The sequence below is a fragment of the Sphingomonas degradans genome, assembly GCF_053502645.1.
The window spans coordinates 984,353-1,009,047 of the sequence record NZ_CP177172.1; the positions used below are offsets into that span (position 1 = coordinate 984,353).

The window sequence follows — 24,695 nt, forward strand, 5'->3', positions numbered from 1 at the left end:
TGGCTACGCGCCGTCCTACGCGATAGCCCTGCGGTGGCAGCCCAACCCGGCGCCCGGCCGCCCGGACGCGAGGCCGCGCTGTCCACAGCTTATCTTCACAACTGCATCATTTCGGAACCGTTATTAACGGTTTGTTAACGATATTGAACAAACGGTTTTCACCGAAAACGACTGCGGCTTTGTTTCGCCGCGGGCGGCATTCGTGTGTGCGTATCTCCAATTCTCTGTTCCGGATTGTCATACGCCATGAAAAAGAGCCGCCTCGAACTCGCGACAACGTGTGCGCGTGGTGCGCTATTCCCGCTCGCGCTGATTTGCCCGGGCGTTGCGATGGCGCAGTCGGGGTCGGTCTCCACGTCAACGCCCTATATCTACGACAACCGACCGGCTACGCCCCCCACGCCGGCGGATGGACATGACGCCACGTATAGCAACCTAGACTGCGATCCGCCTTCGACGGGCACCCAGGGGACGACCGGGACTGCGATCAGCTACACGCTCGCCAATGTACCCGGCGCCACGCTTTCGACGCTGGTGGTGGCCGGAAGTACGGGCGGCAATGGCGGCAAGGGCGGCGACAATTCGCACAGCATCTGTGGCTATTCCGGGCGCGGCGGCGGGGCCGGCGGTACGGGCGGGGCTGTCGACATCACGCTGGCATCGGGCAACGCCCCGCTGTCGCTGAACACCACCGCGCTGATCGCCTATAGCCAGGGCGGCGGGGGCGGCACGGGCGGCAGCACCAATGCGGCGGGCGCCCATGGCGGCAATGGCGGCAATGGCGGCGCGGGCGGTGTCGTCACCATCCATAACAATCTGGGCCTGTCGATCACCGGCGGTTCCTCCGCCATGGGCCTGGTCGCGCAGAGCACCGGCGGGCATGGCGGCAACGGCGGCAACAGCAACAGCGAGCTTTCCGGCAGCGGGGGCAAGGGCGTGCCCGGCGGCCCCGGCGGCGCCGTGAGCATCACCAACCAGGCGGCGATCACCACCGACGGCGGTGTTCCCATCCTGGCGCAGAGCATCGGCGGCTTCGGCGGCAATGGCGGTAGCGGCGGGGGCGTTTTCGGCGGTTATGGCGGCGGGGGCGGCTATGGCGGCGATGCCGGGACAGTCACGATCGACAACCGCAGCGCGCTCACCGTCGGATCGGCCAGCGCTGCCAGCAATCTGGCGGGCGGCGTCGGCATCTATGCGCATTCGATCGGCGGCGGCGGTGGCAATGCGGGCATCACGGCGGGGCTGACCGCGCTGGGCGCCGATGGCGGCAGCGCCGGGCATGGCGCCCTGGTCAACATCCATAACAGTGCGTCGATCAGCATGTATGGCGCGTCGTCGATCGGCATTTTCGCGCAGTCGATCGGCGGGGCCGGCGGTGCCGGCGGCATGGCGTTGGCGGTCGGTAATGCGGCGACGGCGATCGGCGGCAGCGGCGGCGACGGCGGCACGGGCGGCGCGGTCCAGGTCCAGAACAGCGGCAACATCTGCACCGGCAAAGCGTGCATACCCTCGCTGGCCCAGACGCCGGTGGTGTCCGGATCGGCCGGCGGGGCGATCGGCATCCTGGCGCAGTCGGTGGGCGGCGGCGGCGGCGTGGGCGGCTTTGGCCTGTCCGCGGCGCGCGGCGGCGTAGGCGGGTCGGTCGCGCTGGGCGGCACCGGGGGCAGCGGTGGCGCTGCCGGGCAGGTGAACGTCATCAATACGGGTTCGATCGCGACCGTTGAAGGCAATGCGGGCGCGATCGTGGCCCAGTCGATCGGCGGCGGGGGCGGCGTCGGCGGCGGGGCGATCGCGATTTCGGCGGGCACCTATGCGACATCGCTCGCGACCGGCGGCAGCGGCGGGAGCGGCGGCGCCGGGGGCGCGGTGGGCGTCAATTGCAACAGCTACAGCATCGTTTCCGCGTCGGGCACCGCGTGCGGGGGCGGGCAGGCGCTGCTGGCTGCAACATCGCCCAGCGTGACGCTCCAGACGGCAGGCACCGGTTCGGCGGCGATCACGGCCCAGTCGATCGGCGGCGGCGGCGGTTCGGGCGGCTATGCCGTGTCGCTTGCATCGGGCGCGTTCGGTTCGGTCACTGCGTCCTATGGCGGGAGCGGCGGCGGCGGCGGCAATGGCGGCGACGTCTATGTTTCGACCGGCGGGGCCACACTCACCACCCTTGGCGGCAGCGCGGCGGGCGTCGTGGCGCAATCGATCGGCGGCGGCGGCGGCAATGGCGGTTCGACGATCGATGCGTCGACGGCGGGGTTCGGGACGGTCGCGCTGGCGGTTGGCGGGAAAGGCGGCGTCGCGGGCCATGCTGGCACGGTCTTCGCCGAGAATGACGGCAGCGTCATCACCACGTCCGGCAGCTATTCGCAGGGCATGCTCGCCCAGTCGATCGGCGGCGGCGGCGGCAATGGCGGGTCGGCGATCGCGTTCGCGGTCGGCGCAGTGCAGACCGTGTCGCTCGCCGTGGGCGGCGCGGGCGGCGCGGGCGGCACGGGCGGCAACGTCAACCTGTACAACCTGACCGGCCATGAGCGTCAGGTGGCAGGCACCGCCGCCTATGGCAGCGCGGCGATCACCACGAGTGGCTATGGCTCCAGCGCGCTAATGGCCCAGTCGATCGGCGGCGGGGGCGGCAATGGCGGCTATACCGTGGCGGGGTCGCTGAGCTTTTCGAGCAGCAGCAGCAGCAACGCGATCGGCGGCGCGGGCGGCTCCGGCAACAATGGCGGCGGCGTCTATGTCCAGAACCAAGGCGTCCTGACCACCCATGGCGGTGGCGCGGCGGCGCTGACCGCGCAGTCGATCGGTGGCGGCGGGGGCAATGGCGGCTTCGCGATGAGCGGCTCGCTGGGCGGCCCGGTTTCGGTTGCGGTCGGCATCGGCGGCGCGGGCGCGGCGGGCGGCATCGGCGGCGGCGTCATCGTCGACAACCAGGCGGCGATCATCACCAACGCCAGCACCACCGGCAATGCGATCGGCATCCTGGCGCAGTCGATCGGTGGCGGCGGGGGCAATGGCGGCTTCTCGGTCGCGCAGTCGCTCAGCGCCGGCGGCGCGGCCACGGCGGCAATCGGCGGCGGTGGTGGCAATGGCGGCACCGGCGGCACCGTGACGCTGAACAACAGCGCGGCGATCACCACCACCGGCGGGATGTCGTCCGGCGTGGTGGCGCAGAGCATGGGCGGCAATGGCGGCACCGGCGGCTTCGCCGTCGGGGGCAGCTATGCAGGGCTGGGCTCGATCTCCGCCGCGCTCGGCGGCGGCGGCGGCCGGGGCGGCACTGCGTCGCAGGTCACGGCGAACCTGACCGATTCGACCAAGACGCTGACCACCAACGGCAACCAGTCGACGGGGCTGGTTGCCCAGTCGATCGGCGGAGCGGGCGGCACTGGCGGCTGGAACATCGACGGCGCGCTGGGCGGGCTGACCGGCGCGAGCGTGAGCCTGGGCGGCGCGGGCGGCGCTGGCGGGCGCGCGGGCGGCGTCACGGTCACCACGGCGCAACAGATCGTTACCCACGGGCTGCTGTCGTACGGCGTGCTCGCCCAGTCGATCGGCGGCAATGGCGGCGCAGGCGGGTTCAGCGCGTCGGCGGCGGGTTCGACGATCGCGTCGCTGACGACGGCGGTCGGCGGCTATGGCGGCAGCGGCGGCACCGGCGGTGCCGTGAGCGCGACGATCAACAACGCGATCCAGACCAGCGGCGACCAGGCGATCGGCATAGTCGCCCAGTCGATCGGCGGCACCGGGGGCAGCGGCGGCAGCGCGCTGGCGCTTGCGGCCTCCACCGGCAATCCCGCGTCCAAGGTTTCGGTGGGCGCAGCGGGCGCCACGGGCGGGAATGGCGGCACCGGGCAGAATGCCGGCACCGTCACGGTCAACGCGACCGGCCCGATCACCACGGCGGGCTATCTGGCCACCGGCATCCTGGCGCAGTCGATCGGCGGCGGCGGCGGCAATGGCGGCAACAGTGCGTCCTTCGCGGCATCGCTTTCCAGCGGTAACAGCCAGAGCGGATCGGCGGCGGTGGCCGTGGGCGGTGCAGGCGCGGCGGGCGGCAACGCCAGCGCGGTGCAGGTTATCCAGACCGGCGTGATCCAGACCGGCGCGGCGGTGCAACTTGGGACGCCCGGCGGCGGGGATCGCGCGACGGGCATCCTGGCGCAGTCGATCGGCGGCAGCGGCGGCAATGGCGGCTCGGCCTATGCCAATTCGCTGTCGGGCGCGGCGGCGGTATCGGTCGCGATCGGCGGCGGCGGTGGCAGCGGCGGTGCGGGCAGCACGGTAGAGGTATGCAGCAACGTCACCGCGGCCAGTTGCAGCCTGACGCCGACGACGGTGACCGGCGTGACCGGATCGATCACCACCCACGGTGCGCAGGCATCGGCGATCTATGCCCAGTCGGTGGGCGGCGGCGGCGGCAGCGGCGGCTTCTCGGATTCGACCGCGTCCAGCAACAAGTACGCAGTCGCCGTGGCCGTGGGCGGCTGGGGCGGCAGTGGTGGCTCCGGCAACACGGTTTCGGTGGTTGCGGGCGGCACGCTGACCACCAGCGGCGTGCATTCGTCGGCCATTTTCGCCCAGTCGGTGGGCGGCGGCGGCGGCGATGGCGGATCGGCCACTGCCTCGGCCACGGGCCAGCAGGGCGGGCAGCAGGCCGGCGGCGTCGCGTCCTATACCGGCAGCGGCTTTGCGCAGCAGACGAACACCGGCTCCACCGTGGCGATGGCGCAGCAGCTCTCGACCAGCACCGGCAGTGCATCGGCAAGCGAAGAGCCCGATGACGGCGCGGGCGCAGCGCTCAGCATCGGCGGTGCCGGGGGGACGGCGGGCCATGGCGGATCGGTCTATGCCGTCAGCGCGGCATCGATCAGCACTAGCGCGGGGCTCTCCAACGGCATTTTCGCGCAGTCGGTCGGCGGCGGCGGCGGCAATGGCGGGTCGAGCAGCGGCGATGCGGCCGGCGGCAATTATGCGGGCTCGGTCAGCCTGGGCGGCACCGGCGGCGGCGGCGGCACCGGCGGCGCGGTGATCGTCAACAATACCGGCCAGGTCGTCACCTCGGGCGTCCAGTCCGCCGCGATCTATGCCCAGTCGGTGGGCGGCGGCGGCGGCAATGGCGGTGCGGCCTCCAGCAACGCGGGCAGCGGCGGCAAGGCCGCGCTCTCCTTCGCGCTGGGTGGCAGCGGCGGCGGCGGCTCCAACGGGGGCGCGGTGACGGTAACCAATACCGGCCTTGTCCAGGCGACGGGCGTGAACTCGGCGGGCATCTTTGCCCAGTCGGTGGGCGGCGGCGGCGGCAATGGCGGCGCCAGCGCCAGCGGTGCGTCTGCGGCCCCGGCGAGCAGCGGTGATTCGACCACCAGTGCCTCGACCGGCACGGTGCCGCAGACCAGTTCCACCCAGTCCAGCACCAGCAAAAGCTCGGCATCGGCGGGCAAGACCTCCAGCGGCAGCGGCAAGGGCAGCTCGTCCGGCGCCGATGGCGGCTATGCGGCGGGGCTGAGCATCGGCGGCTCGGGCGGCGGCGGCGCGGCGGCTGGCGTGGTGACGGTGACCAACAGCGGCTCGGTCACCACCGGCAACGCCAGTGGCGTCGGCGGCGTCAATTCGGCAGCGATCCTCGCCCAGTCGGTGGGCGGCGGCGGCGGCAATGGCGGCTCCAGCAGCAGCAACGCCGATGCGGGCAAGGCAAGCGTCGCGCTGTCGCTGGGCGGCCAGGGCGGCGGCGCGGGCGCGGGCAATACGGTGCAGATCCTCCAGACCGGCGGCACGCTGCGCACCTATGGCGGCAACGCGGCGGCGATCTTTGCGCAGTCGGTGGGCGGCGGCGGCGGCAATGGCGGGTCGAGCAGCTCGACCACCGGCTCGGGCGGCTCGGCCTCGGTCGCGCTCGGCCTGGGCGGTGCCGGCGGCGGCGGTGGCGCGGGTGGCGCGGTGTATCTGTGCGGCACGATTACCAACGGCGCCTGTGCGTCGGGTGCGGGCGGTACGCTGATCACCTCGGGCGCGATGTCCTATGGCGTCTTCCTCCAGTCGGTCGGCGGCGGCGGCGGCAATGGCGGCGCGGTGACCAGCGCGGCAACGGCGGGGCAGGCAAGCGGCGACGGCAGCGTCTTTGCCTCGGCATCGGGCACATCGGCGAACACGCCCAGCGGCGTGGCCGTGGCGGCGGGCCTGGGCGGATCGGCGGGCAGCGGCGGCAATGGCGGGACGGTGACGGCGTCGAACGCGCTGTCGATCACGACCGGCGGCGCGATGGCGACGGCGCTGTTCGGCCAGTCGGTCGGCGGCGGCGGCGGAACCGGGGGCTCGGCGGTCACCAATGCGAACAGCGGGTCGTACACTGCCAGCCTGGGCCTTGGCGGTTCGGGCGGCAATGGCGGGCTCGGCGGCACGGTGTCGCTCGCCAATGACGGCGTGATCGCGACCACGGGCGCGCTGGCGCACGGCATTTTCGGCCAGTCGGTCGGCGGCGGCGGCGGCAGCGCCGGATCGAGCAGCACGACCACGGCCAATGGCGGCAAGGCATCGGTATCGATGGCGCTGGGCGGCACCGGCGGCGGCGGGCAGTCCGGTGGCGCGGTCACCGTGACCAATCGCAACGCAGTGCGCACCAGCGGCGGCGCGGCGCACGCGCTTATCGCGCAGTCGGTGGGCGGCGGCGGCGGCGTCGGCGGCTCCAGCCAGTCGAGCGCATCGGGCGGCGAACTGGCCGTACCGCTGTCGCTGGGCGGCGGCGGCGGATCGAGCGGCACGGGTGGCACCGTGACGGTCAACTATGCCAATGCGCTGACCACCGACGGCGCGGGCAGCGCCGCGCTGATCGCGCAGTCGGTCGGCAATGGCGGCGGCATCGCCGATGTGGTCGACGCACAAACGGTGAGCCGGACGGGCACCGTCCGTGCGACGCTGACGCTCGGCTCGGCCTCCAGCGGCGGCAGCAACGGCGGCGCGGTGACCACCACCGCGACCAGCGGCGGCGCCAGCATCACCACCAATGGTGTGAGTGCCAGCAGCCTGATCGCCCAGTCGATCGGCGGCGGGGGCGGCGTCGCCAGCTTCTCGGCGGGCAGCGCGACCGGCGCGATCCAGGCCAATTTCTCGTTGGGCGCAAGCCGGGCGGGCGGCGATGGCGGCACGGTGCAGGTCGCATTCGGCACGGCCAATCCTACGCTTCGTACCTATGGCTCGGGCAGCTTCGGCGTCGTCGCGCAATCGATCGGCGGCGGCGGCGGCATCGCCAGCTTCGCGGCATCGGGCAACAGTGCCACGCTCGCCGCCCAATTGGGCCAGACGGGCGGGCGCGGCATCGGCGGCGCGGCTTCGGTCTCCGGCACGGCGACGATCATCACGACGGGCAGCCATGCGGCGGGCATCGTCGCGCAATCGATCACCGGCGGCGGCGGCATCGCCGTGGGCACTTTGACGCCGACCGGGGCGTTCAGCGGCACCGCCAATCTGGGCGGCACGGCGGGCGCGACCAACGACACCGGCGACGCTAGCGTCAACCTGACGGGCGGCAGCGTGACGACCGGCGGCAGCTTCGCAGGCGCCGTCGTGGCGCAGAGCATCGGCGGAGGCGGCGGGCTCAGCGCGCTGGAGGCTACCACGATAAAGCTGGGCGGAGTGATCTCCAGCCCCGGCGGCGACGCCAGCGTGACCAGCGCGGCGGCGCTCGCCACCACGGGCACCGGATCGACCGGCATCGTCGTCCAGTCGATCGGCGGCGGTGGCGGGATCGCCAGCGGCACGGCGGCGGACGTGATGCTAGGCGGCCTCGACAACGCCAATGCCCTCACCGCGACTGCGACGCTCTCCGGCTCGGTCACCACCTCGGGCACGGCATCGTCGGGGATCATCGCGCAGTCGATCGGCGGCGGCGGCGGGCTTGCGCTCGGCGCGGGTGTGGCGCGGTTCGCGCAGGTCAACGGGCGCGGCAATGGCGGCGCCGTCAATGTTACCACGATCGCCGGCGGCGGCGGCGTGGGAACCACCGGCGACGTATCGCTGGCCCTGCTGGCGCAGTCGATCGGCGGCGGCGGCGGCGCGGCATTCGGGATCGGCTATCAGACCAGCGCGGTCTATAATCGCGCCTACTCCTATGGCGGCACCGTGACCGTCGATGCGGCCAGCGGGCTGACGACGCAGGGCAAGGGATCGGCGGCCATCGTCGCCCAGTCGATCGGCGGCGGCGGCGGCCTGATCGCCTCGAGCTTTGCGAACGGCAACACCAGCTATGGCGTGGCGAGCGCGGGCAGCGCGGGCAGCGACGACCATTCGGTGAACGTAGCCATCACGACGCATGGCTCCACGATCTCCACCGCAGGCGCGGATTCTTCGGCGATCGTGGCGCAATCGATCGGTGCCGGTGGCACCTATTACACCGCGTCGAACGCTTCGAGCGTATCCACGATGAACGTTAACGCCACTCTGGGAGCCCCGACCGGCAACGGCGATGGCGGCGACGTCACCGTCACGCTGGGCAGTGGCGGCACCACGACGGTGTCCACGCGGGGCGTGAACAGCGTCGGCGTTCTGGCGCAATCGATCGGCGGCGGCGGCGGGTTTGCCAGCTTCTCCACCGCAGGGGCGTCTGCTGCCAACGCCAACACGCGGCTGGGCCAGACCGGCGGCTCCGGCTGGGGCCATGCCGCGACGATCACCGGCACCGCCAATGTCACGACCACGGGGGCGAATTCGGCGGGCGTGGTCGCGCAATCGCTCACGGGCGGGGGCGGCATCCTGCTTGCATCGACCACGCCCGGCGGCGTCTTCGAGAATTGGTCCACCCTTGGCGGATCGGCGGGAGCCGGCGGCAACAGCAGCACCGTGTCGCTCACGCTGAGCGGTTCGGTCACCACCACTGGCACTTTCTCCACCGCCCTGATCGCGCAGTCCATTTCGGGTGGCGGCGGGATCAGCGGCATCATGGCCGCCAACACCTATTTCGGCGGCACCGTCGCCAGCACGTCCGGAAGCGTCACTGTCTCGAACAGCGCGGCCCTGTCCGCCTCGGGCCTGGGCTCGGGCGGCATTCTCGCCCAGTCGATCGGCGGCGGTGGCGGGCTGGCGCTTACGGCGAACTGGACGACCTTCACTAGTGCGCCCGGCGGCTCGGACGGACGATCGGTGTCTGTCACTACGGCCGCCAGTGGCGGCATCCAGACCAGCGGCGGCGAATCGATCGGCATCCTTGCCCAGTCCATCGGCGGCGGCGGTGGCGTGTCGCTCGGCGGGGGCAGGCGCGTGTACGCGCAAACGGCGCGCGCCTCCTCGATCGGCGGCACGGTGACCATCAATGCGACGGGCGGAGTCGCTACGCGGGGCGGGGGATCGGCGGCGATCGTGGCCCAGTCGCTGGGCGCCGGCGGCGGCGTGGTTGCATCGGTCTTCAGCACCGGCGACACCGACTATAGCGTCAATGCAGGCGGCGCCAACGGCAACAATGACCGCGCCGATTGGGTCAGCGTGACCACGCACAACGCCACCTACAGCACCCAGGGCAGCGATTCCTCCGGGATCGTCGCGCAGTCGATCGGCGCGGCAGGCATGTATTACACCGCGTCGAACACGGCGGGCGTGGGGCAGATGAACGTCACCGCAAACCTTGGCGCATTGTCGGGCAATGGCGATGGCCTCGATGTGACGGTCACACTGGGCAGCGGCGGGGCCAGCACGGTCTCCACGGCGGGCGTAAACAGCTTCGGGCTACTGGCGCAGTCAATCGGCGGCGGTGGTGGCTTTGCCAGCCTCTCGACCGGCGGCATGGGCAGCGGTTCGGCGACGAGCCGCCTTGGCCAGAACGGTGGTTCGGGGTCGGGGCATACGGTCTCGATCAGCGGTACTGCGGCGATCACGACGCGTGGCGCCAATTCGGCCGGGCTGGTCGCGCAGTCGATCACCGGCGGTGGCGGCGTGGTGCTCGGCTCGGCCAATCCGGGTGCGACCTTTGGGGGCACGGTGACGCTCGGCGGATCGTCGGGCGGCGGCGGCACCAGCGGGATCGTCAACGTGACGCCTTATGGCTCGATCACCACCAGCGGGACCTTCTCCAGCGCGCTGATCGCGCAGTCGATCGGCGGCGGTGGCGGCATCAGCGGCCTTGCTGGGGGTACCGCGATGCTGGGCGGATCGGTCAACAGCAATGCGAACTCGGTCACCGTTTACAACTATGCGGCGATCAACACCGCGGGCCTGGCATCGGGCGGGATCATCGCCCAGGCCATTGGCGGCGGCGGCGGGCTGGCGCTTGCGGCGGCACAGGCTAACTTCAACGTCTCGGGTGGTCGCGGCAATGGCGGTGCGGTGTCGGTGTCGACCCATTGGGAAGGCACCGTCGCGACCAGCGGCAACGAATCGATTGCGCTGCTTGCGCAATCGATCGGCGGCGGCGGCGGCGCAGTGTTGGGTGCGGGCGGTCTGCTTGGCGCCGGATACCACCCCGCTTTCTCCTATGGCGGCACCGTGACGGTCGACGCGGGAAGTTGGCTGACGACGCAGGGCAGGGGATCGGCAGCGCTGGTCGCCCAGTCGTTCGGCGGCGGCGGCGGTCTGGTGGCGTCGAGCTTTGCGAACAACAGCAGCAATTACGGGGTCGCTTCGGCGGGCAGTTCGGGCAGCGATGACCATGCGACCACTGTCCGCGTGACCACCCATGACCAGACGATCTCGACGGCAGGGGCGGATTCATCGGGCATCGTGGCGCAGTCGATCGGCGCCGGGGGCATCTATTACACCGCGTCGAACGCTTCGAGCGTATCCACGATGAACTTCAACGCCACTCTGGGCGCGCCGACCGGCCATGCCGATAGTGGCGACGTCACCGTGACGTTGGGCAGCGGCGCCACCACGACGGTGTCCACGCGGGGCGTGAACAGTGTCGGCGTTCTGGCGCAATCGATCGGCGGCGGCGGCGGTTTTGCCAGCGCCTCGACTGCGGGGGCAGTGGCTGCCAATGTCAACACGCGGCTGGGCCAGACCGGCGGCTCCGGCTCGGGCCATGTCGCGACGATCACCGGCACTGCCAATGTAACGACTACGGGGGCGAATTCGGCGGGCGTGGTCGCGCAATCGATCACCGGCGGCGGCGGCGTTCTGCTGGCATCGGGCACGCCCGGCGGCGCGTTCGAAGGGTGGTCCACGCTCGGCGGATCGTCGGGCTCGGGCGGTAACAGCAGCACGGTGTCCGCGACGCTGAGCGGTTCGATCACGACGAGCGGGGCCTTCTCCACTGCCCTGATCGCGCAGTCCATTTCGGGCGGCGGCGGGATCAGCGGCATCATGGCCGCCAACACCTATTTCGGCGGCACCGTCGCCAGCACGTCCGCAAGCGTAACTGTCTCGAACAGCGCGGCCCTGTCCACCTCGGGCCTGGGCTCGGGCGGCATTCTCGCCCAGTCGATCGGCGGCGGCGGCGGGCTGTCGCTTGCGGCGAACTGGACGACTTTCAACAGCGCGCCCGGCGGTTCGGACGCGCGATCGGTGACGGTCACTACGGCGGCGAGCGGCGGCATCCAGACCAGCGGCGGCGAATCGATCGGCATCCTTGCCCAGTCCATCGGCGGCGGCGGTGGCGTGTCGCTCGGCGGGGGCACGCGCGTGTCCGCGCAAACGGCGCGCGCCTCCTCGATCGGCGGCACGGTGACCGTCAATGCGACGGGCGGAGTCGCGACGCGGGGCGGGGGATCGGCGGCGATCTTGGCCCAGTCGCTGGGGGCCGGCGGCGGCGTGGTCGCATCGGTCTTCTACACCGGCGACTTCGACTATAGCGTCAATGCGGGCGGCGCGAACGGCAACAATGACCGCGCCGATTGGGTCAGCGTGACCACGCACAACGCGACCTACAGCACCCAGGGCAGCGATTCCTCCGGGATCGTCGCGCAGTCGATCGGTGCGGCGGGCATGTATTACACCGCGTCGAACACGGCGAGCGTGGGGCAGATGAGGGTCGCCGCGAACCTTGGCGCATTGTCGGGTAATGGCGATGGCCTCGATGTGACGGTCACACTGGGCAGCGGCGGGGCCAGCACGGTCTCCACGGCGGGCCTCAACAGCTTTGGCGTGGTCGCCCAGTCGATCGGCGGCGGCGGCGGGCTGGCGAGCTTCTCGACCGCGTCGGCGGGCAGCGGATCGGTCAACGGCCAGTTGGGCCAGAGGGGCGGATCGGGCAGCGGCCATCTCGCGACCGTGACCGGGGCCGCATCGATCTCGACCAGCGGCGCGCTGTCTTCGGGCATCGTGGCCCAGTCGATCACCGGCGGCGGCGGCGTCATCGGCGTTTTGTCGGGCGGCATGGCGTTCTCGGGCAATATGAAGCTGGGATCGACCAGCGGCGGCGGGGGCAATTCGTCCACCGTATCGGTGACGCCGACCAGCGGCAGCATCACCACGCGCGGCACCTTCTCCGCGGGTATCGTGGCCCAGTCGATCGGCGGGGGCGGCGGGCTCGCTTCGTTCCTGTCCAACTCCGTCGCTTTGGGCGGCGCGACGAACAGCAGCGCGGGCACGGTATCGGTGGTCAGCGGAGCGACGATCGAGACCTTCGGCAACGCTTCGGTCGGCATCGTGGCCCAATCGATCGGCGGCGGCGGTGGCCTGGGCCTGTCCAACAGCTCCGCCAGTTTCGAAGGCGCGCAGGGCGGCAACGGCGCGAACGTGACGGTGACCAACAACGCGGCGATCATCACGCACGGTGTCAACGCCGTCGGCATTCTGGCGCAGAGCATCGGCGGTGGCGGTGGCGCAATCCTGTCCACCGGCAACGGCGTGTCGCGCACGGTGGTAAAGGGCAGGGCGGGCAATGCCGGGACGGTGACGGTGAACGTCAACGCGCCGATCACCACCTATGGCGTCGGAGCGTATGGCGTGCTGGCCCAATCGGTCGCGGGCGGCGGCGGCATCGTGATGAGCGGGAACACCCCCAGCTTCTTCACGGCGGGCGGCGGCGGTTCGAACGGCGCGATCACGGTGAACATCCATTCCTCGATCACCACCTATGGCGCGGGGGCGAGTGCCGTGGTTTCACATTCGACGACCGATCCCATCGTCAACATCGACGCCGGCGTCGTGCTGACCGGTGGCGCGGGCGGCAGTGCGCTGCTGTTCGACGGGCCGGAGAATTATGTCACCAACAACGGCACGCTCCAGACGATGGACGGTGCATCCGGCCTGGCGATCGACAGCCGCGCCGGCAATACCACGATCGTCAACAATGGCAGCCTGTCCGGCAGCATCCAGCTGGGCCAGAACGGCACCAACAGCCTGACCAACTCCAGCACCGGGGTGATGGTTGCCGGCGCCGTGATCGACCTGGGCGGGGGGCAGTTCACCAACCATGGCGACCTCCAGCTGGGGCAGCATGGCGCGGACACCACCCGCATCCTCGGCTCGTTCGTCCAATCGGACCAGGGCTCGACGATCATGCAGGTCGATCATTCCGGCGGCGCGGTCGCGGGGCTTTCGGTCAGCGGGACGGCGCACCTGACGGGCGAGATCACGGTCGCCTCGTCGAACACCGGCAACGTCACGCACGGCGCCATGGTGAAGACCCAGATCGTGACGGCGGACGGCGGCGTGACGCACGGCGACCTGAAGATCACCTCCAAGGCGAGTGCCATCCTGACCCACACGATCTCGCACGAGGCGGACGGCGTCTATATCAACTCGGTCGCCAATTTCGCGCCCGACGGGCTGAGTGACTATGGCAAGGCGACGGCTGCGGTGTTCGGCACGATGCACAGCCAGGCGATGTCGGCCTTCTCGAAGGCGGTGACCGAAAGGCTGGTCGCGACGCCCTCGGCCGAGTGGCTGGATCACGCCTACCGCACCTTTGGCGACAGCGGGGTTTCGGCGGTGCCGCAGACGACGATGGAAGCGGGCATGGCCAGCATCTATGCCGTCAAGAACCGGCTGGACGATGACACCCGCACCGAGGCTCCCGGTACGACCAGCTTCTGGGCGGGCGCGTACGGCGCCGAACGCACCGGATCGGGCTTTGGCGGGCGGCTGTATGGCATGACGATGGGCCTGGATGTCGAAGTGCCGGACATGCCGCTGCTGCTGGGGGCGGCGTTCACGATGTCGCGGACCAGCTTCGGCTTGTCGGACCCCTATGTGCAGGGGGTGGGCGACCAATATGGCATGAACTTCTATGCCCGTGGCCGGTTCGGGCCGGCCTATGCCTCGCTCGTGCTGTATGAGGGCGGCGGACAGTCGCGCTTCCACCGCTCGCTCGGGCTGTTCGGCTTCGGCAAGGTCGCGCCGGAGACGTTCGACAACACCATGCTCGGCGCCCGGATCGAGGCTGGCGCCACGGTGCCGATCCTGAAGGACCTGCGCGTCACGCCCTTCGCTTCGTTCAATCCGATGCGCGTGCATCTGAACGCCACCAGCGACGGCACCGGATTCCAGCATGGCGAGATGGTGTACCATTCGACCAACGTGGACGCGCTGCCGGTCAGCGTCGGCATGCGGATCGACAGCAGCTGGCAGGCGGCGAGCGGGCTGCGCCTCACGCCCTATCTGCGCGGTGCCTGGTCGCACGACTTCTCGCCCGAACGCGACGTCGCGCGCAGCTTTGCCGAGCTGCCGGGCGTGGTGCTGCGCAAGACCAGCCTGCCGATGATGACGGACACCGCGCTGCTGGACACCGGCGTCACCCTGGAGGTCGATCGCCGGCTCAGCTTCCAGATGACGTCGGAATACAAGCTGACCAAGGATTATACCTCGATCGGCGGCACCTTCTCGGTACGCTACGCCTGGTAGGGTACGGGCCACCCCCGCGCATTGCGGGGGTGACCTTGCGGCTGGCAGGATACCGGCGCCCCCCGGTTCGGGCACGATCCGAGCGCCGGGCGCTTTCTGTGTCTACAGCCAGGCGGCCCGATGGGCCGCTTACGCCGCGACGAAAAAGCCCATGGCGATCCAGCGGCTGCGGCTGCCCTGCGGATGGCGCCACGAGCGAAGGACTTCGTCGGGCGCGAGGTGGAACTGGGCTGTGACCAGGGCCAGTGCGGTGGCGACACTTGCGCCGGCCTGCATTTCGGCCAGGAACGCGCGCTGCGTTTCGCTCAACAGCGCGCTGCGGATCACATAATCGGTTCGAACCAGCGCGACATGGGTGGACGCGCCCTGCGGCACGGTCGGCGCCTCGCCACGGCGCACGGCGTGATAATAGTCCGCGACGGGAAACGCGTAGCTTCCAAGCGCGAAAGCCGGCTGAAGCCGCAGCGCGGCGTCAGGCGTGTCGGGCGTTGCCAGCGCTTGCCCTTCTTTCCCTTCGGCGTCGAACATCGTGAACACCGAATATTCGAACCGGGCGAGGTCGATCATGAAATCGACCCAGGGCTCGCGCCGTTCGTGATCCGGGCGGTTCACTTCCATCCAATGCGCGAAGCGGCGGCCCAGGTCGTGGAGCGTGTGCCGCTCCGGGGGGTGGTCGTGGATATAGTCGGCGACGAAATCGTCGAACAGCGCGGGGCCCAATGCGTGCGTGAGCGCCGGGAATTGCGCCCGCATGCAAGCGGCGATGCGCAGGAAATACCCGCGTTGGTAGATTGCCAGCCCGCCCGCCGCGCTGAGCCTTCCCGTGCCGACGAACAGCGCCTGCGCGACAGCCGCGCCTTCCCCGCCAAAGGCAACGGCCTGGTGCATCAGTCGCTGCGTGGCGGGGAGGGGGGTCACGCTGCGTCCATCATGGCGTCCATCGCGCGGGGGACGAGGAAGCCGACCGGGTTGGAAACGCCCTCCGCCGCGGCGTGCGTCGGCGCGGCGTCGGCAGGGTTTGCACCGCCTGCCATGTACTGCTCGGCCTTGCGCAATTCGGCGACGCACGCGTCCAGGTCGGGGATATGATCGTCCCATTCGAGCAAGGTCGATGCTCCGCCGGTACGCGCCCATGCGCGTTGAAAGAGCGCCCATACTTCGGATCGCACGGGCCGGTCGTGGGTATCGATGACGTGGCTGCCCATGTCCTGGTGCCCCGCAAGGTGCATCTGCACCACCCGATCGCACGGGAAGGCATCGAGATAGGCGTGCGGGTCGGTGCCGGCGTTGAAGCAGCTCACATAGACGTTGTTCACGTCGAGCAGGAGTCCGCAGCCGGTCGCGTCGGCCAGCGCGCGCAGGAACGCAGGCTCCTCGATCGTCGACTGGGCGAAACGCACATAGCTGCTGGGGTTTTCCAGGATCAGCGGGCGCTCGAGATAGTCCTGCACGACGCGGACACGCGCCACGACATGGGCAAGGCTCTCTTCGGTCAAGGGCATGGGCAGCAGGTCGTGCGTGTTGTGTCCGTTCACGCCGGTCCAGCACAGATGGTCGCTCACCCAGGCCGGGCGCACATCGTCTGCCAGCCGTTTGAGCGTCGCCAGATATCCGAAGTCGAGCGGATCGGTGCTGCCGATCGACAGCGACACGCCATGCAGCGCCAGCGGGTATCGCTCCGCCACCGCGCGGATCACGGCGCGCGGGCGCCCGTGCGAGTCCATGAAATTCTCGGAAATCGCCTCGAACCACAGGTCGCGCGGCGGTCCCGCCAGAACAGCGTCGAAATGCACGCTGCGTAGCCCCAGCCCGAGTCCTAGCCGGGGCAGGCCCCCCAGCACGGCGTCAGCTGCAGCCACCGGCGCCGCTCAGGCCGCTGGCGCCGCACGCGGTCATGTTCCCGCGCTCGTTATTGTCGTCGCTGATCCATAGATAGGTCGGCCCGGTCGCGGCAAACGCGGCCGGCGCCGGCCCCAGCGTGACGGGAAGTTTCTGGGTGCTGCTGATAGTGCCCGCCGCCTGTGCCGCGAGCAGCTCGGTGCGCGTCGTCGCCCAGTTGCTCTCGAACACCGCCCGCGCGCGCAGCCAGACGCTTTGACCCTGGTTGAGGCCATTGGTGCTGAAGCGTTCGGCGTTGATGGGCGTCGCGCACGATCCTTGCGAGCGGCAATCATTGGCGCCGGGATTCTCCATCTCTTCGCCGGTTCCGTACAGGCCGCAGCCGCCCTGGCCCTTGCAATCGTTCTGGACGTGGCACGTGTGGTCGGTGCCCGTCGCGCAATAGCCCTGGCCTGCACACGCATTGGGCCCCGTTCCACCGGGCGGGCCAGCGGTGCCGAAACGGTCCGCGCCGGCACAGGCGTTCAGGCCCATACAGGCGTGGAGCGGCAGCCCCGCCGGCTGGGTGCCGATAACGTTCCAGCCAGGAAACGCCGGCACGGGCGGTCCATAGACATAGGTCGGCACGGGCTCGCCCGGCGCGGGGGCCGGAGTGGGCGTAGGGGCGGGGGTGGAGCATGAAGCCATGGTTCGTTCCTCTCGCGGAATGCCGGTTCAGCGTTGCTGGGCAGTGGCCGCGGCCCAATACGGACCGACATCGGGCAAGTGCATCGCGTGCGCGCCGTCGCGGCTCCGCTTGGAGATCGCGACGCCGACATAGCCGATCACGTTCTGGAGCACGCCGATGATATCGCCATCCTTCTGGATCTGTGCCGCGTCGGCGACGGCGCTGCGCGGGTCCAGCGCTTCTGCGACCTTTTCCACCGCTTCGTTGACGTCCAGCAGCGCGATAAGCGCCGTTGCCGCCGCAATCGCGCGATTGCCATAGCCCATCAGCCCCGCGAACGAATCCGCCCGATCGCCCAGCGACACATTCTCGAACGTGGGGCCCATCATCATGCCGGCATAGGGGCCGCTGGGAATGGGCAACTGCCGGATCGTCCGGATATATTTGTCGAGCACCCAGATCATCGAGCGGTGCAGCCCTTCGTTGAAGAAGAGCTTCTGCTGGTCCGGCGGGACGAGGTAGATCGTCTCGGTCATGATCAGCATGTACTGGAAACACGCGCTGCAGAAATTCGCGATGTCGGAATACAGCGGCGGATAATCGGCCGCGACCGGATTGTCGGGCACGTTGACCAGCACGCCGGCGGCGAGCAGGTCCTGCTGGGTCGTCGCGGGCTGGATCACGTCAGTCGGCGCCGGCGGTTGCGCCGGACGCACTTCGGTGGTGCCGGCATAGTCGGAAAATTGTGCCTGCAGCGCCAGGAACTTCACATAGTGCGATTCCTCTTCCTTCGACGGATCGTCGTCGGGGCCCGGGCCCACATCGGGGATGGGAACACCCTCGCCCTGATCGCACACCGTGTCGATCGCCATGACGGCATCGGCGATCGACTGGATCACCATCAACTGGTTTGGACCGACATGGCTGTCGGCATAATTGGGGAACACCGCCGCTGCCGCCGCGCCCTGCACCGAATCCGCCCAGTTCGGCGTGGGGGCCGGCGGCGCGGGTTTCCACGGATCGAAGCCGGCGTTGGGATAGATCGTGTCGACGTTGTTCGGCGAGTAATTATACGGCTGGATCGCATAGGCCGACGCGCCTTGCTGAAAATCCGCATTGGTCAGGAAATTGCTGCGCAATAGGCAGCGGATATAGGAATAGAACTGGCCGATCGTATCCCAGTCGCTGTCCTGTGGCGGCGCGTTCCATTGTTCGGGATATTCGATCTGGAGGAAATGCCACAGCTGCTCAAAACCCAGCTTGGCGAGCGGGATCTGCACTGCGGTCTGTCCGTCCGGTCCGACAGGTCCGGTCGGGTTATGATAGGGCAGTCCGGTGGGGTAGGCAGCTGGCGCCTTTTGGTAAAGCTGCGGGGCTACGCCCATCGCGAACAGCACGTTCGACGATAGCGACATGTGGAGCATTTCCTCCACCGCCACGCTCATGATGATCCCGCCCGCCTTGTTCGCATATAGCTGGGCGTCGCTGATCGTCTCGCCGCTCTCATTGTTCCGGACCAGCGAATAATAGGTGTAGAGATAGATCGGTATCGTCGCGAGTTCGATTTCAACCGCCGTCTGAAGATCGGTCTTCAGACGCGCCAACACCTGGTCGCGAGTCCACGTATTGTTGATGGTGTCGACGAACGCTTGTTCCATTGGCGTAAGCGGTGTGACGGGATCAGGCACGACCATGGAGCCCCCTTCCAGATGGATGATGCTGGCACTGGGAGCAAGCAAAGCGCGCAATTGCCCCGTTACGCTCCGGAAACGTAATTGATACGGCGGGCCGCATCAATCGGGCAAATGATCGATATTGGCTGGTATTATAAAGTTACTATCTAAATACTGTTAACCATAAATCATGTTACTGCGAGATCGTCATGCGAGGGGCGCGGGCGCCACTTTTGCTCACCCGCGCCCACCCCATCTGCGCAGCGCGAGGGACGACTCGCCAGACATTGTTTCGCGATCAGCGGTGAGGGCTGGGCTGCGACATCCATGGCGCACGTTCCAGCCATTGCCGGAGCGGTTCACGCGCGGCCTTTGTAAGCCGGATATTGGTTCGGCGCCCGTCGATACGGTCGGACTCCCGGACGACCAGGCCCCGCTTTTCAAGGTGAGTCAGCCAGCGCAGCGCAGTGGTCGACGGAACGCCCGAAGCAATGCACGCGCTCGATACCGACACGACCGTCCCCTCCAGCTCCGAGGCGAACAGATCGAGGAGCATGTCCCACGCAGGGTCTGCGAAAAGCTCGGCGGGCAGCAAACTCTCTCGAAGCCGGCGTGAGGCCAGGTAGCGCCGAACCTGGGCGGCCTTTGTAAGCGGCGTGCCCGGTGCGGACGGGGCTTCGGCTGCGGCGAGCGACTCGCGACCCATGTCTGCCAGCTGGCTGGCGACGGTGCGGCAGTCGCGCGCGAGCGCAACGAATTCGTCCTCGCTCGTTTCGTCACGAATCTCCGGCCGGGGAACGGTCATCGGACCGCACCGGCGTTCCGTCCGGCATCACCCCGGCGCGACGATCCAGCATGATACCGGCGACCATCACGAGCAGGAGCGGCAGACTCCAGAACGACTGGAGCGCGAAGTAAATGAGTGGCTTCAACTCGGGTTGGGCGATTGTCGCGGCATGCGTCGTCACGCTTACGAGGTGAAACGCCGCCATCCAGAGCGGCCAATAGGATCGGCTTCGCAGCGCCATGAAAAGCAGGCCGCCAAGCAGCAGGACGTCGATTCCCAAGACCGGCATTTGCGTGCGCTGCCACCCGTAATCCAGCCATGAGGCAGGCACGCTTAGGAGAGCGGCGGAAACGAGCATTGCAACAATACATCGGCCTTCAGTCCCGCCAGCGAGCCACGCATAAGCGCAGCTCCCAAGCAACAAAATCGAGAAAAGAGTGCCGACCATTGCCCTAAGTCCATCACACGGAGAGGCTGGACGTCAAGGCAAGGTCGGCCCGGAGCGGATGCTGTATGATCAGCCGATCGCGACTTCTTGGGTTTTGGCTTCGCCGGTCGTAAAGATCCTGGCGGGCGCGCCCCAGCAGCCGAAATCGACCGTATCGAGGTTGCTCTGACGCTGAATGACGACCATCTGGACCTGGGCCTGGACCATTTCCTTGCGGCCTTCGAGTATCTTGCCATACCCGTCGTTCAGGGTTTCCAGCAGCTTCTGCTTCGTGCGCGGGTGCATCCCCGAGCTTGCTGTGCCCTCCAGCACCGATCCGGCGACACGGGCGCTCGCGAGCAGTGCGTTGTCGGTGGCGTGGAAGACTTCGGTGATGTCGCCTGCGATAACGCGAGCGGCGCCTTCGGAAAGTTTGGTCATGACTCCTCCTTGCGCCGAGACGGCGCTCAAATTTAAGGTTGTGAGGATTCTTCAGCGCTTCAGCGCAGGGCGACGAAGCACGTCCGAACGACGATTACGCAGGCGACAAACATGAGCGTTGAGAACAGCGAGATCCTTGCAATCGCGTAGATCCGCTGTGATCCGGATAGATCATTCTCCCGTCCCCCGATCGGTGGAAGCAACCTGCTGAGATTGCGTGTCCACCGACTGTTCGAAGCCTGGGGGTTCTCATCCGCCGGGTTTGTGGTTTCCGCAACGGGGCGCGGCTGCCTAGGCAGTTCCTGCCCAATCCCCGCGGCGTGCGGATTGGCCGGTCCGACCGCGTCGAGCGAACGGCTTTCCGCCGGGGCGCGCTGCTGCTCCCGCGCGACCGCCTGCTCATAGTCTGCAAGTTTGCGCGCGGCTTCGGCGCGTCCTGGCACCTCGAGCAATTGAACCGCGGCGAGCAGATGATTGTCGACGGTGGAATAGGATATGCCGAGCTGTCGCCCGATCTCCTTCGACGTATAGCCCTGCGCGACAAGCCTGAGGCATTCCTTGTGCCGCTTCGTCAGACGGGACACGCGATTCGCCGCCGCATCCCTTTCCGGCTTTTCCAGGGACGCCATGGAAGCGGGCAGACACGGTCCAGCGGTCGCCATCAGTCCTGATCCAGGTCGGTCGCATCGTGCCTGGGCCGGGGCAAGCCCGCGAGCGGGACGCCCAGCATGTCGCGTGCCATCTGGAGGTGGCAGCTGACCAGCGTCACCCCAAGATGTTCAGCGGTCACTAGCGCCGTCTCGATTTCGCTATCGAGCTGGAGACGTAATGTTGCGAGGTCGACTGCCGGCCGTATCATTGGCGCAGTATGCGCGGATGCGAGAGGGCAGACAAGCGACGGGCGGGGCCGGTTAGACGGATACGGGACGAAGGGGGATGCCGAGTATCGCGATCCGCTCCCGGCATTTCTGGCGACGGGCCATGGCGATGCGCTGCTACCAGACGGAACGGCGCGGTTTTCGTTCCATTTGGCGTGCCAGCGATCGGACCGGCTGTGTTTTGCGAACGTCACCGGGTTCCGGCAAGCAGCGCCACCGCCGGAGTCTTAAATCGACCGACGGGGGCGGCGTGGTCGTGCGAGATAGGCGCGACTCGGTCAGGCATGTCGTGAACGGGGGTGTAAGGCGCCGCGGGCGGGCGTGGACCGGACATGGGGTCTGGTGACCGGCAGCGCCATGAGGTCCTCATCGGCCTCACCGAGTCTGGGGCGTCGTTGGAATGCTGGGCGGACGGCAGGACCGTCGTCGGGCGGACAAATAATATGTCCGCCGTCGTGCCGCTCGCAGTTGAGTACTCGACAGTACCGGAGAACGCGTTAGGTTGCGAAGCGGGGAGGGCATCATGCAGACAAGGACTATCCAAACTTTCGCCGCTGCGGCGAACCAGGAGTTCGAGGTGGACATGGGCACCTCGGCGCTCTCGGTAACGCTGATTGAAGTCAAGCCGCTGCCGATGCATCGCTTCATCGGGCAGACGCGCGACCCGTTCTCGCTTTTGTTCAAGAGCCGGTCATCGATCATCTTGCCGCAGCGAACGTATCGGGTAAAGAACCCGGCCATCGGCGAGCTGGACATGTTCCTGGTGCCGGTGGCCCGTGACGGCGCCGATATCGTGTACCAGGCGGTCTTCAACTGATCGGCACGCGCCACAGCATCGGCTGGTGCAGGTTTTCTTCATCCCCGTCGGGGAGGAAGCCTAGCCGCAGATACAGTTGGCGCGCGCGCGGATTGTTGGTCGCGACCTGAAGGGCAACGCCCGAGCCGCCTGCTTTTTGTGCGGCCTCCTGGACCCAGCGGATCAGCATGCCCCCGACGCCCGCACCGCGCGCGTCCGGCGCCAGGCCTATATCGACGATCCGCCAGAATTTGCCGGTCCGGTCCAGATAAAGGCGGCCGATCGGCGCCTGCGCACCCGTATCTTGTGCCCGGGTCACGACCCAGAAATCGGCGTTGCGGAAGTACCGTACGAAATGCTCATGCTGTAACCGGAACTGGTCATGCAGGAATGCCCGCTTCTGATCCGCAGACCAGGGCAGCATCATCACCTCCAATGCCCGAAACCCGCAGTACAAATCGCGCAAGAAGGCGATGTCAGCCGTCGTTGCGCCGCGCAGCCCAACCCCGCTTTCCCGGATGCCTTCGCTCACAGCGAGAGGTGCCGCACGCCGTCTAAAAGGCGTGAAGGGTTGGGCGCCGATCAAGGGAAAGCGGGGTAGTTGCCGTACAGCGCGATCGAGTAGTTGATCCCCAGATAGGGCTGGACGTTGGGATGTGGCTGGCTAGCCCCCGCAATGGTAAGCGCCGATAATGACATCGCAACCGAGGCCGGGTCGGACGAGTACATGAATGCACTGCCAGTGAACCCGCCGCCCGCGCCGGTCGTCGCGCCGGGCGTCTGTGTCAGGTCCGCAATGTCTCCCGGCAAATAAGCGTTAAAGGCATGGCTGTGCGCCGGCATCATGGGTTGCGTAAGGTATACGTACTCTTCGCCGAACGTTTCGCCAAGATCGCGGTACGTTTTTCCGGGCGACTGGCCAATCCCGCAGGCGAAACGCGACGCGAGATTGGGAAGCTGGAAGTTGCTCTGGCCATTGCCGCCGAATGTCGTGCCGAGCAAGGCAAACAAGGCGGTGTTCTGTTGTATTGGCACCAATGCGCCGTTCGCAAACGACCACTGATACGGCGCAAAACTAAATCCAAATAACTGAATCTCGCCAATATAGGGATCGGTCATATGCGGGTCCTTTTAGACGCGATAGTAAGTATAGTCATTATTGAAAATGCACTAAGACCTGCTTGGGAATATACCTGAATAGGCGATGCAGTATTGTACCGCTAATGTTGGAGCGCAGTTCTCATGTGGCTGGCTTCCACCAGAATTTCTGACCATGGTGGAAGAAAGGGGTTGCGGGGTGGCCGCGGGAACATTTGTTGCATAAAAAGGGTCGACTGTAGTGCCGCCAGCTAGAATATTGTTTGTTGGCAAATTTGAGGTTGCGGCAGCAGTAGAGGCCGCAACATTGTGATTGTGCGACGGCATTTGTGCTGCAATTAGTGTCACGCCCTCGGCGCCACCTTTTTGGCCCAGCCCATAGTTTGACAGTCCGGTCCCGTGGCCGTTGTGGATGGGTACAGCGCTTCGCAGATCGGGAACTCCGAAGGTGGACACCCCGTTGCCTCCGTACGTCGTGCCAAGCAGCGTGAAGAGAGGCTCATACTCTGAAATCGATTTCAGGCCGCCGTCGCAAATCAACCAGCCGACCGGCGCCCCACGCGGGTAAGGCAGGATCCGGATTTCCCCAATATATGGTGCGCTCATTATGCTCTCCCTGAAGGTCGGATCGTGGGCTCCGGCGAGCGTGCCCGGCGGTCAACTCCGCGAAGGATATGTGCCCTGAAGTGCGATGTTGAAGTTGATTGTCGAAAAGGGCTGGATGTTCGGGTGCGGTTGTCCGCCGCCCGTGGCGGATACGGTCTGCGGCCACAGCGTGGTCGACGGGGGGGACGCAGTAAACAACTCGCCGCCTTCAACCTTGCCGAACGTGTAGTTGCTTGCGGGAAACGAGTCGCTGCTGGCCGTTGTGCCTGCCGCGACAGTATGGGTGTGCACTGGCAGTTGGGATTGGAGCAGCGTGACGTTCTCCGTCCCCGCTGACTGTCCGAGCTGCGCGGGCCCGGGTTGCCAGCTTGGATCTATCGAGCCAAATCCTGCCCCCAAAGGGGTCCGGCTGCGCATATCCGGCAGCGCGAAGTTACTCGTACCGTTGCCGCCATAGTATGTGCCTAGAAGCGTAAAGAGTGCCTGGTTCTGCTGCGTCGGAAGTAGCTGTCCGTTGCACTGTGCAAACGCCCTCTGCGCAAAGCCGAATCCGGTCATCATGATCTGGCCGAGAAAAAATTCTGCCAAGGTCGCCTCCCTCCCAAATTGCGCGTCGTGGAATCGAGGCGCGACGATTCGCGATTCGTGGAATCGATTCACACAAACCTAGTGGTTCGAAACTTTGCGCGACTGGCGGCGGATCGCCGCAATGACCAAAATGTG

General features: G+C 67.7%; 15 protein-coding genes. 2 read left to right on the top strand and 13 right to left on the bottom strand.

Annotated features, from left to right (window positions below; genetic code table 11):
• The first annotated feature begins 330 nt into the window (after nt 1-330).
• A complete protein-coding gene (locus ACG3SL_RS04545; protein WP_448663957.1) occupies nt 331-14,760 on the top strand; it encodes a hypothetical protein in 14,430 nt (4,809 codons plus the stop codon).
• A gap of 129 nt (nt 14,761-14,889) precedes the next feature.
• Here the strand turns inward: ACG3SL_RS04545 and ACG3SL_RS04550 are convergent, their stop codons facing one another.
• The 9 genes from ACG3SL_RS04550 to ACG3SL_RS04590 form a co-directional block, all read right to left on the bottom strand.
• Nucleotides 14,890-15,648, bottom strand: coding sequence for an HvfC/BufC family peptide modification chaperone (locus tag ACG3SL_RS04550; protein ID WP_448663958.1), 759 nt, complete (start codon nt 15,646-15,648; stop codon nt 14,890-14,892).
• Between the two features lie 26 nt (nt 15,649-15,674).
• Nucleotides 15,675-16,598 carry an MNIO family bufferin maturase gene (gene bufB / locus ACG3SL_RS04555; protein WP_448665066.1) on the bottom strand — a complete coding sequence of 308 codons (924 nt, stop codon included), beginning with the start codon at nt 16,596-16,598 and terminating at the stop codon, nt 15,675-15,677.
• Nucleotides 16,599-16,605: 7 nt separating this feature from the next.
• A complete protein-coding gene (locus ACG3SL_RS04560; RefSeq protein ID WP_448663959.1) occupies nt 16,606-17,286 on the bottom strand; it encodes a hypothetical protein in 681 nt (226 codons plus the stop codon).
• 27 nt (nt 17,287-17,313) lie between these two features.
• Nucleotides 17,314-18,960: a ferritin-like domain-containing protein gene (locus ACG3SL_RS04565; RefSeq protein ID WP_448663960.1), complete on the bottom strand. Its 1,647-nt coding sequence runs from the start codon at nt 18,958-18,960 to the stop codon at nt 17,314-17,316.
• A 277-nt stretch (nt 18,961-19,237) separates the two neighbouring features.
• Nucleotides 19,238-19,744, bottom strand: a complete 507-nt coding sequence (locus ACG3SL_RS04570; protein ID WP_448663961.1) for a hypothetical protein — start codon at nt 19,742-19,744, stop codon at nt 19,238-19,240.
• Nucleotides 19,716-20,174 carry a hypothetical protein gene (locus ACG3SL_RS04575; RefSeq protein WP_448663962.1) on the bottom strand — a complete coding sequence of 153 codons (459 nt, stop codon included), beginning with the start codon at nt 20,172-20,174 and terminating at the stop codon, nt 19,716-19,718. The genes ACG3SL_RS04570 and ACG3SL_RS04575 overlap by 29 nt, the downstream gene beginning before the upstream one ends.
• A gap of 69 nt (nt 20,175-20,243) precedes the next feature.
• Entirely contained in the window at nt 20,244-20,594 is a 351-nt protein-coding gene (locus ACG3SL_RS04580) for a hypothetical protein (protein WP_448663963.1), read from the bottom strand.
• A 59-nt stretch (nt 20,595-20,653) separates the two neighbouring features.
• Nucleotides 20,654-21,256: a LuxR C-terminal-related transcriptional regulator gene (locus tag ACG3SL_RS04585; RefSeq protein ID WP_448663964.1), complete on the bottom strand. Its 603-nt coding sequence runs from the start codon at nt 21,254-21,256 to the stop codon at nt 20,654-20,656.
• Nucleotides 21,256-21,453: a hypothetical protein gene (locus ACG3SL_RS04590; protein WP_448663965.1), complete on the bottom strand. Its 198-nt coding sequence runs from the start codon at nt 21,451-21,453 to the stop codon at nt 21,256-21,258. The genes ACG3SL_RS04585 and ACG3SL_RS04590 overlap by 1 nt, the downstream gene beginning before the upstream one ends.
• A gap of 542 nt (nt 21,454-21,995) precedes the next feature.
• Between ACG3SL_RS04590 and ACG3SL_RS04595 the strand changes: the two genes are divergently transcribed.
• Nucleotides 21,996-22,289, top strand: a complete 294-nt coding sequence (locus ACG3SL_RS04595) for a DUF6916 family protein (protein WP_448663966.1) — start codon at nt 21,996-21,998, stop codon at nt 22,287-22,289.
• On the opposite strand, the gene ACG3SL_RS04600 is transcribed toward ACG3SL_RS04595, so the two are convergent.
• From ACG3SL_RS04600 to ACG3SL_RS04615, 4 genes are read right to left on the bottom strand one after another with little or no spacing between them, the layout of a single operon-like run.
• Nucleotides 22,282-22,800, bottom strand: a complete 519-nt coding sequence (locus ACG3SL_RS04600; RefSeq protein ID WP_448663967.1) for a GNAT family N-acetyltransferase — start codon at nt 22,798-22,800, stop codon at nt 22,282-22,284. The two genes, ACG3SL_RS04595 and ACG3SL_RS04600, sit on opposite strands and share 8 nt — an antisense overlap.
• Nucleotides 22,801-22,850: 50 nt before the next feature.
• On the bottom strand, nt 22,851-23,387 hold the full coding sequence (locus ACG3SL_RS04605) for a phage tail protein (RefSeq protein ID WP_448663968.1): 537 nt from the start codon (nt 23,385-23,387) through the stop codon (nt 22,851-22,853).
• A gap of 51 nt (nt 23,388-23,438) precedes the next feature.
• Entirely contained in the window at nt 23,439-23,972 is a 534-nt protein-coding gene (locus ACG3SL_RS04610; RefSeq protein WP_448663969.1) for a phage tail protein, read from the bottom strand.
• 51 nt (nt 23,973-24,023) lie between these two features.
• A complete protein-coding gene (locus ACG3SL_RS04615) occupies nt 24,024-24,560 on the bottom strand; it encodes a phage tail protein (protein ID WP_448663970.1) in 537 nt (178 codons plus the stop codon).
• Nucleotides 24,561-24,695 lie beyond the last annotated feature (135 nt).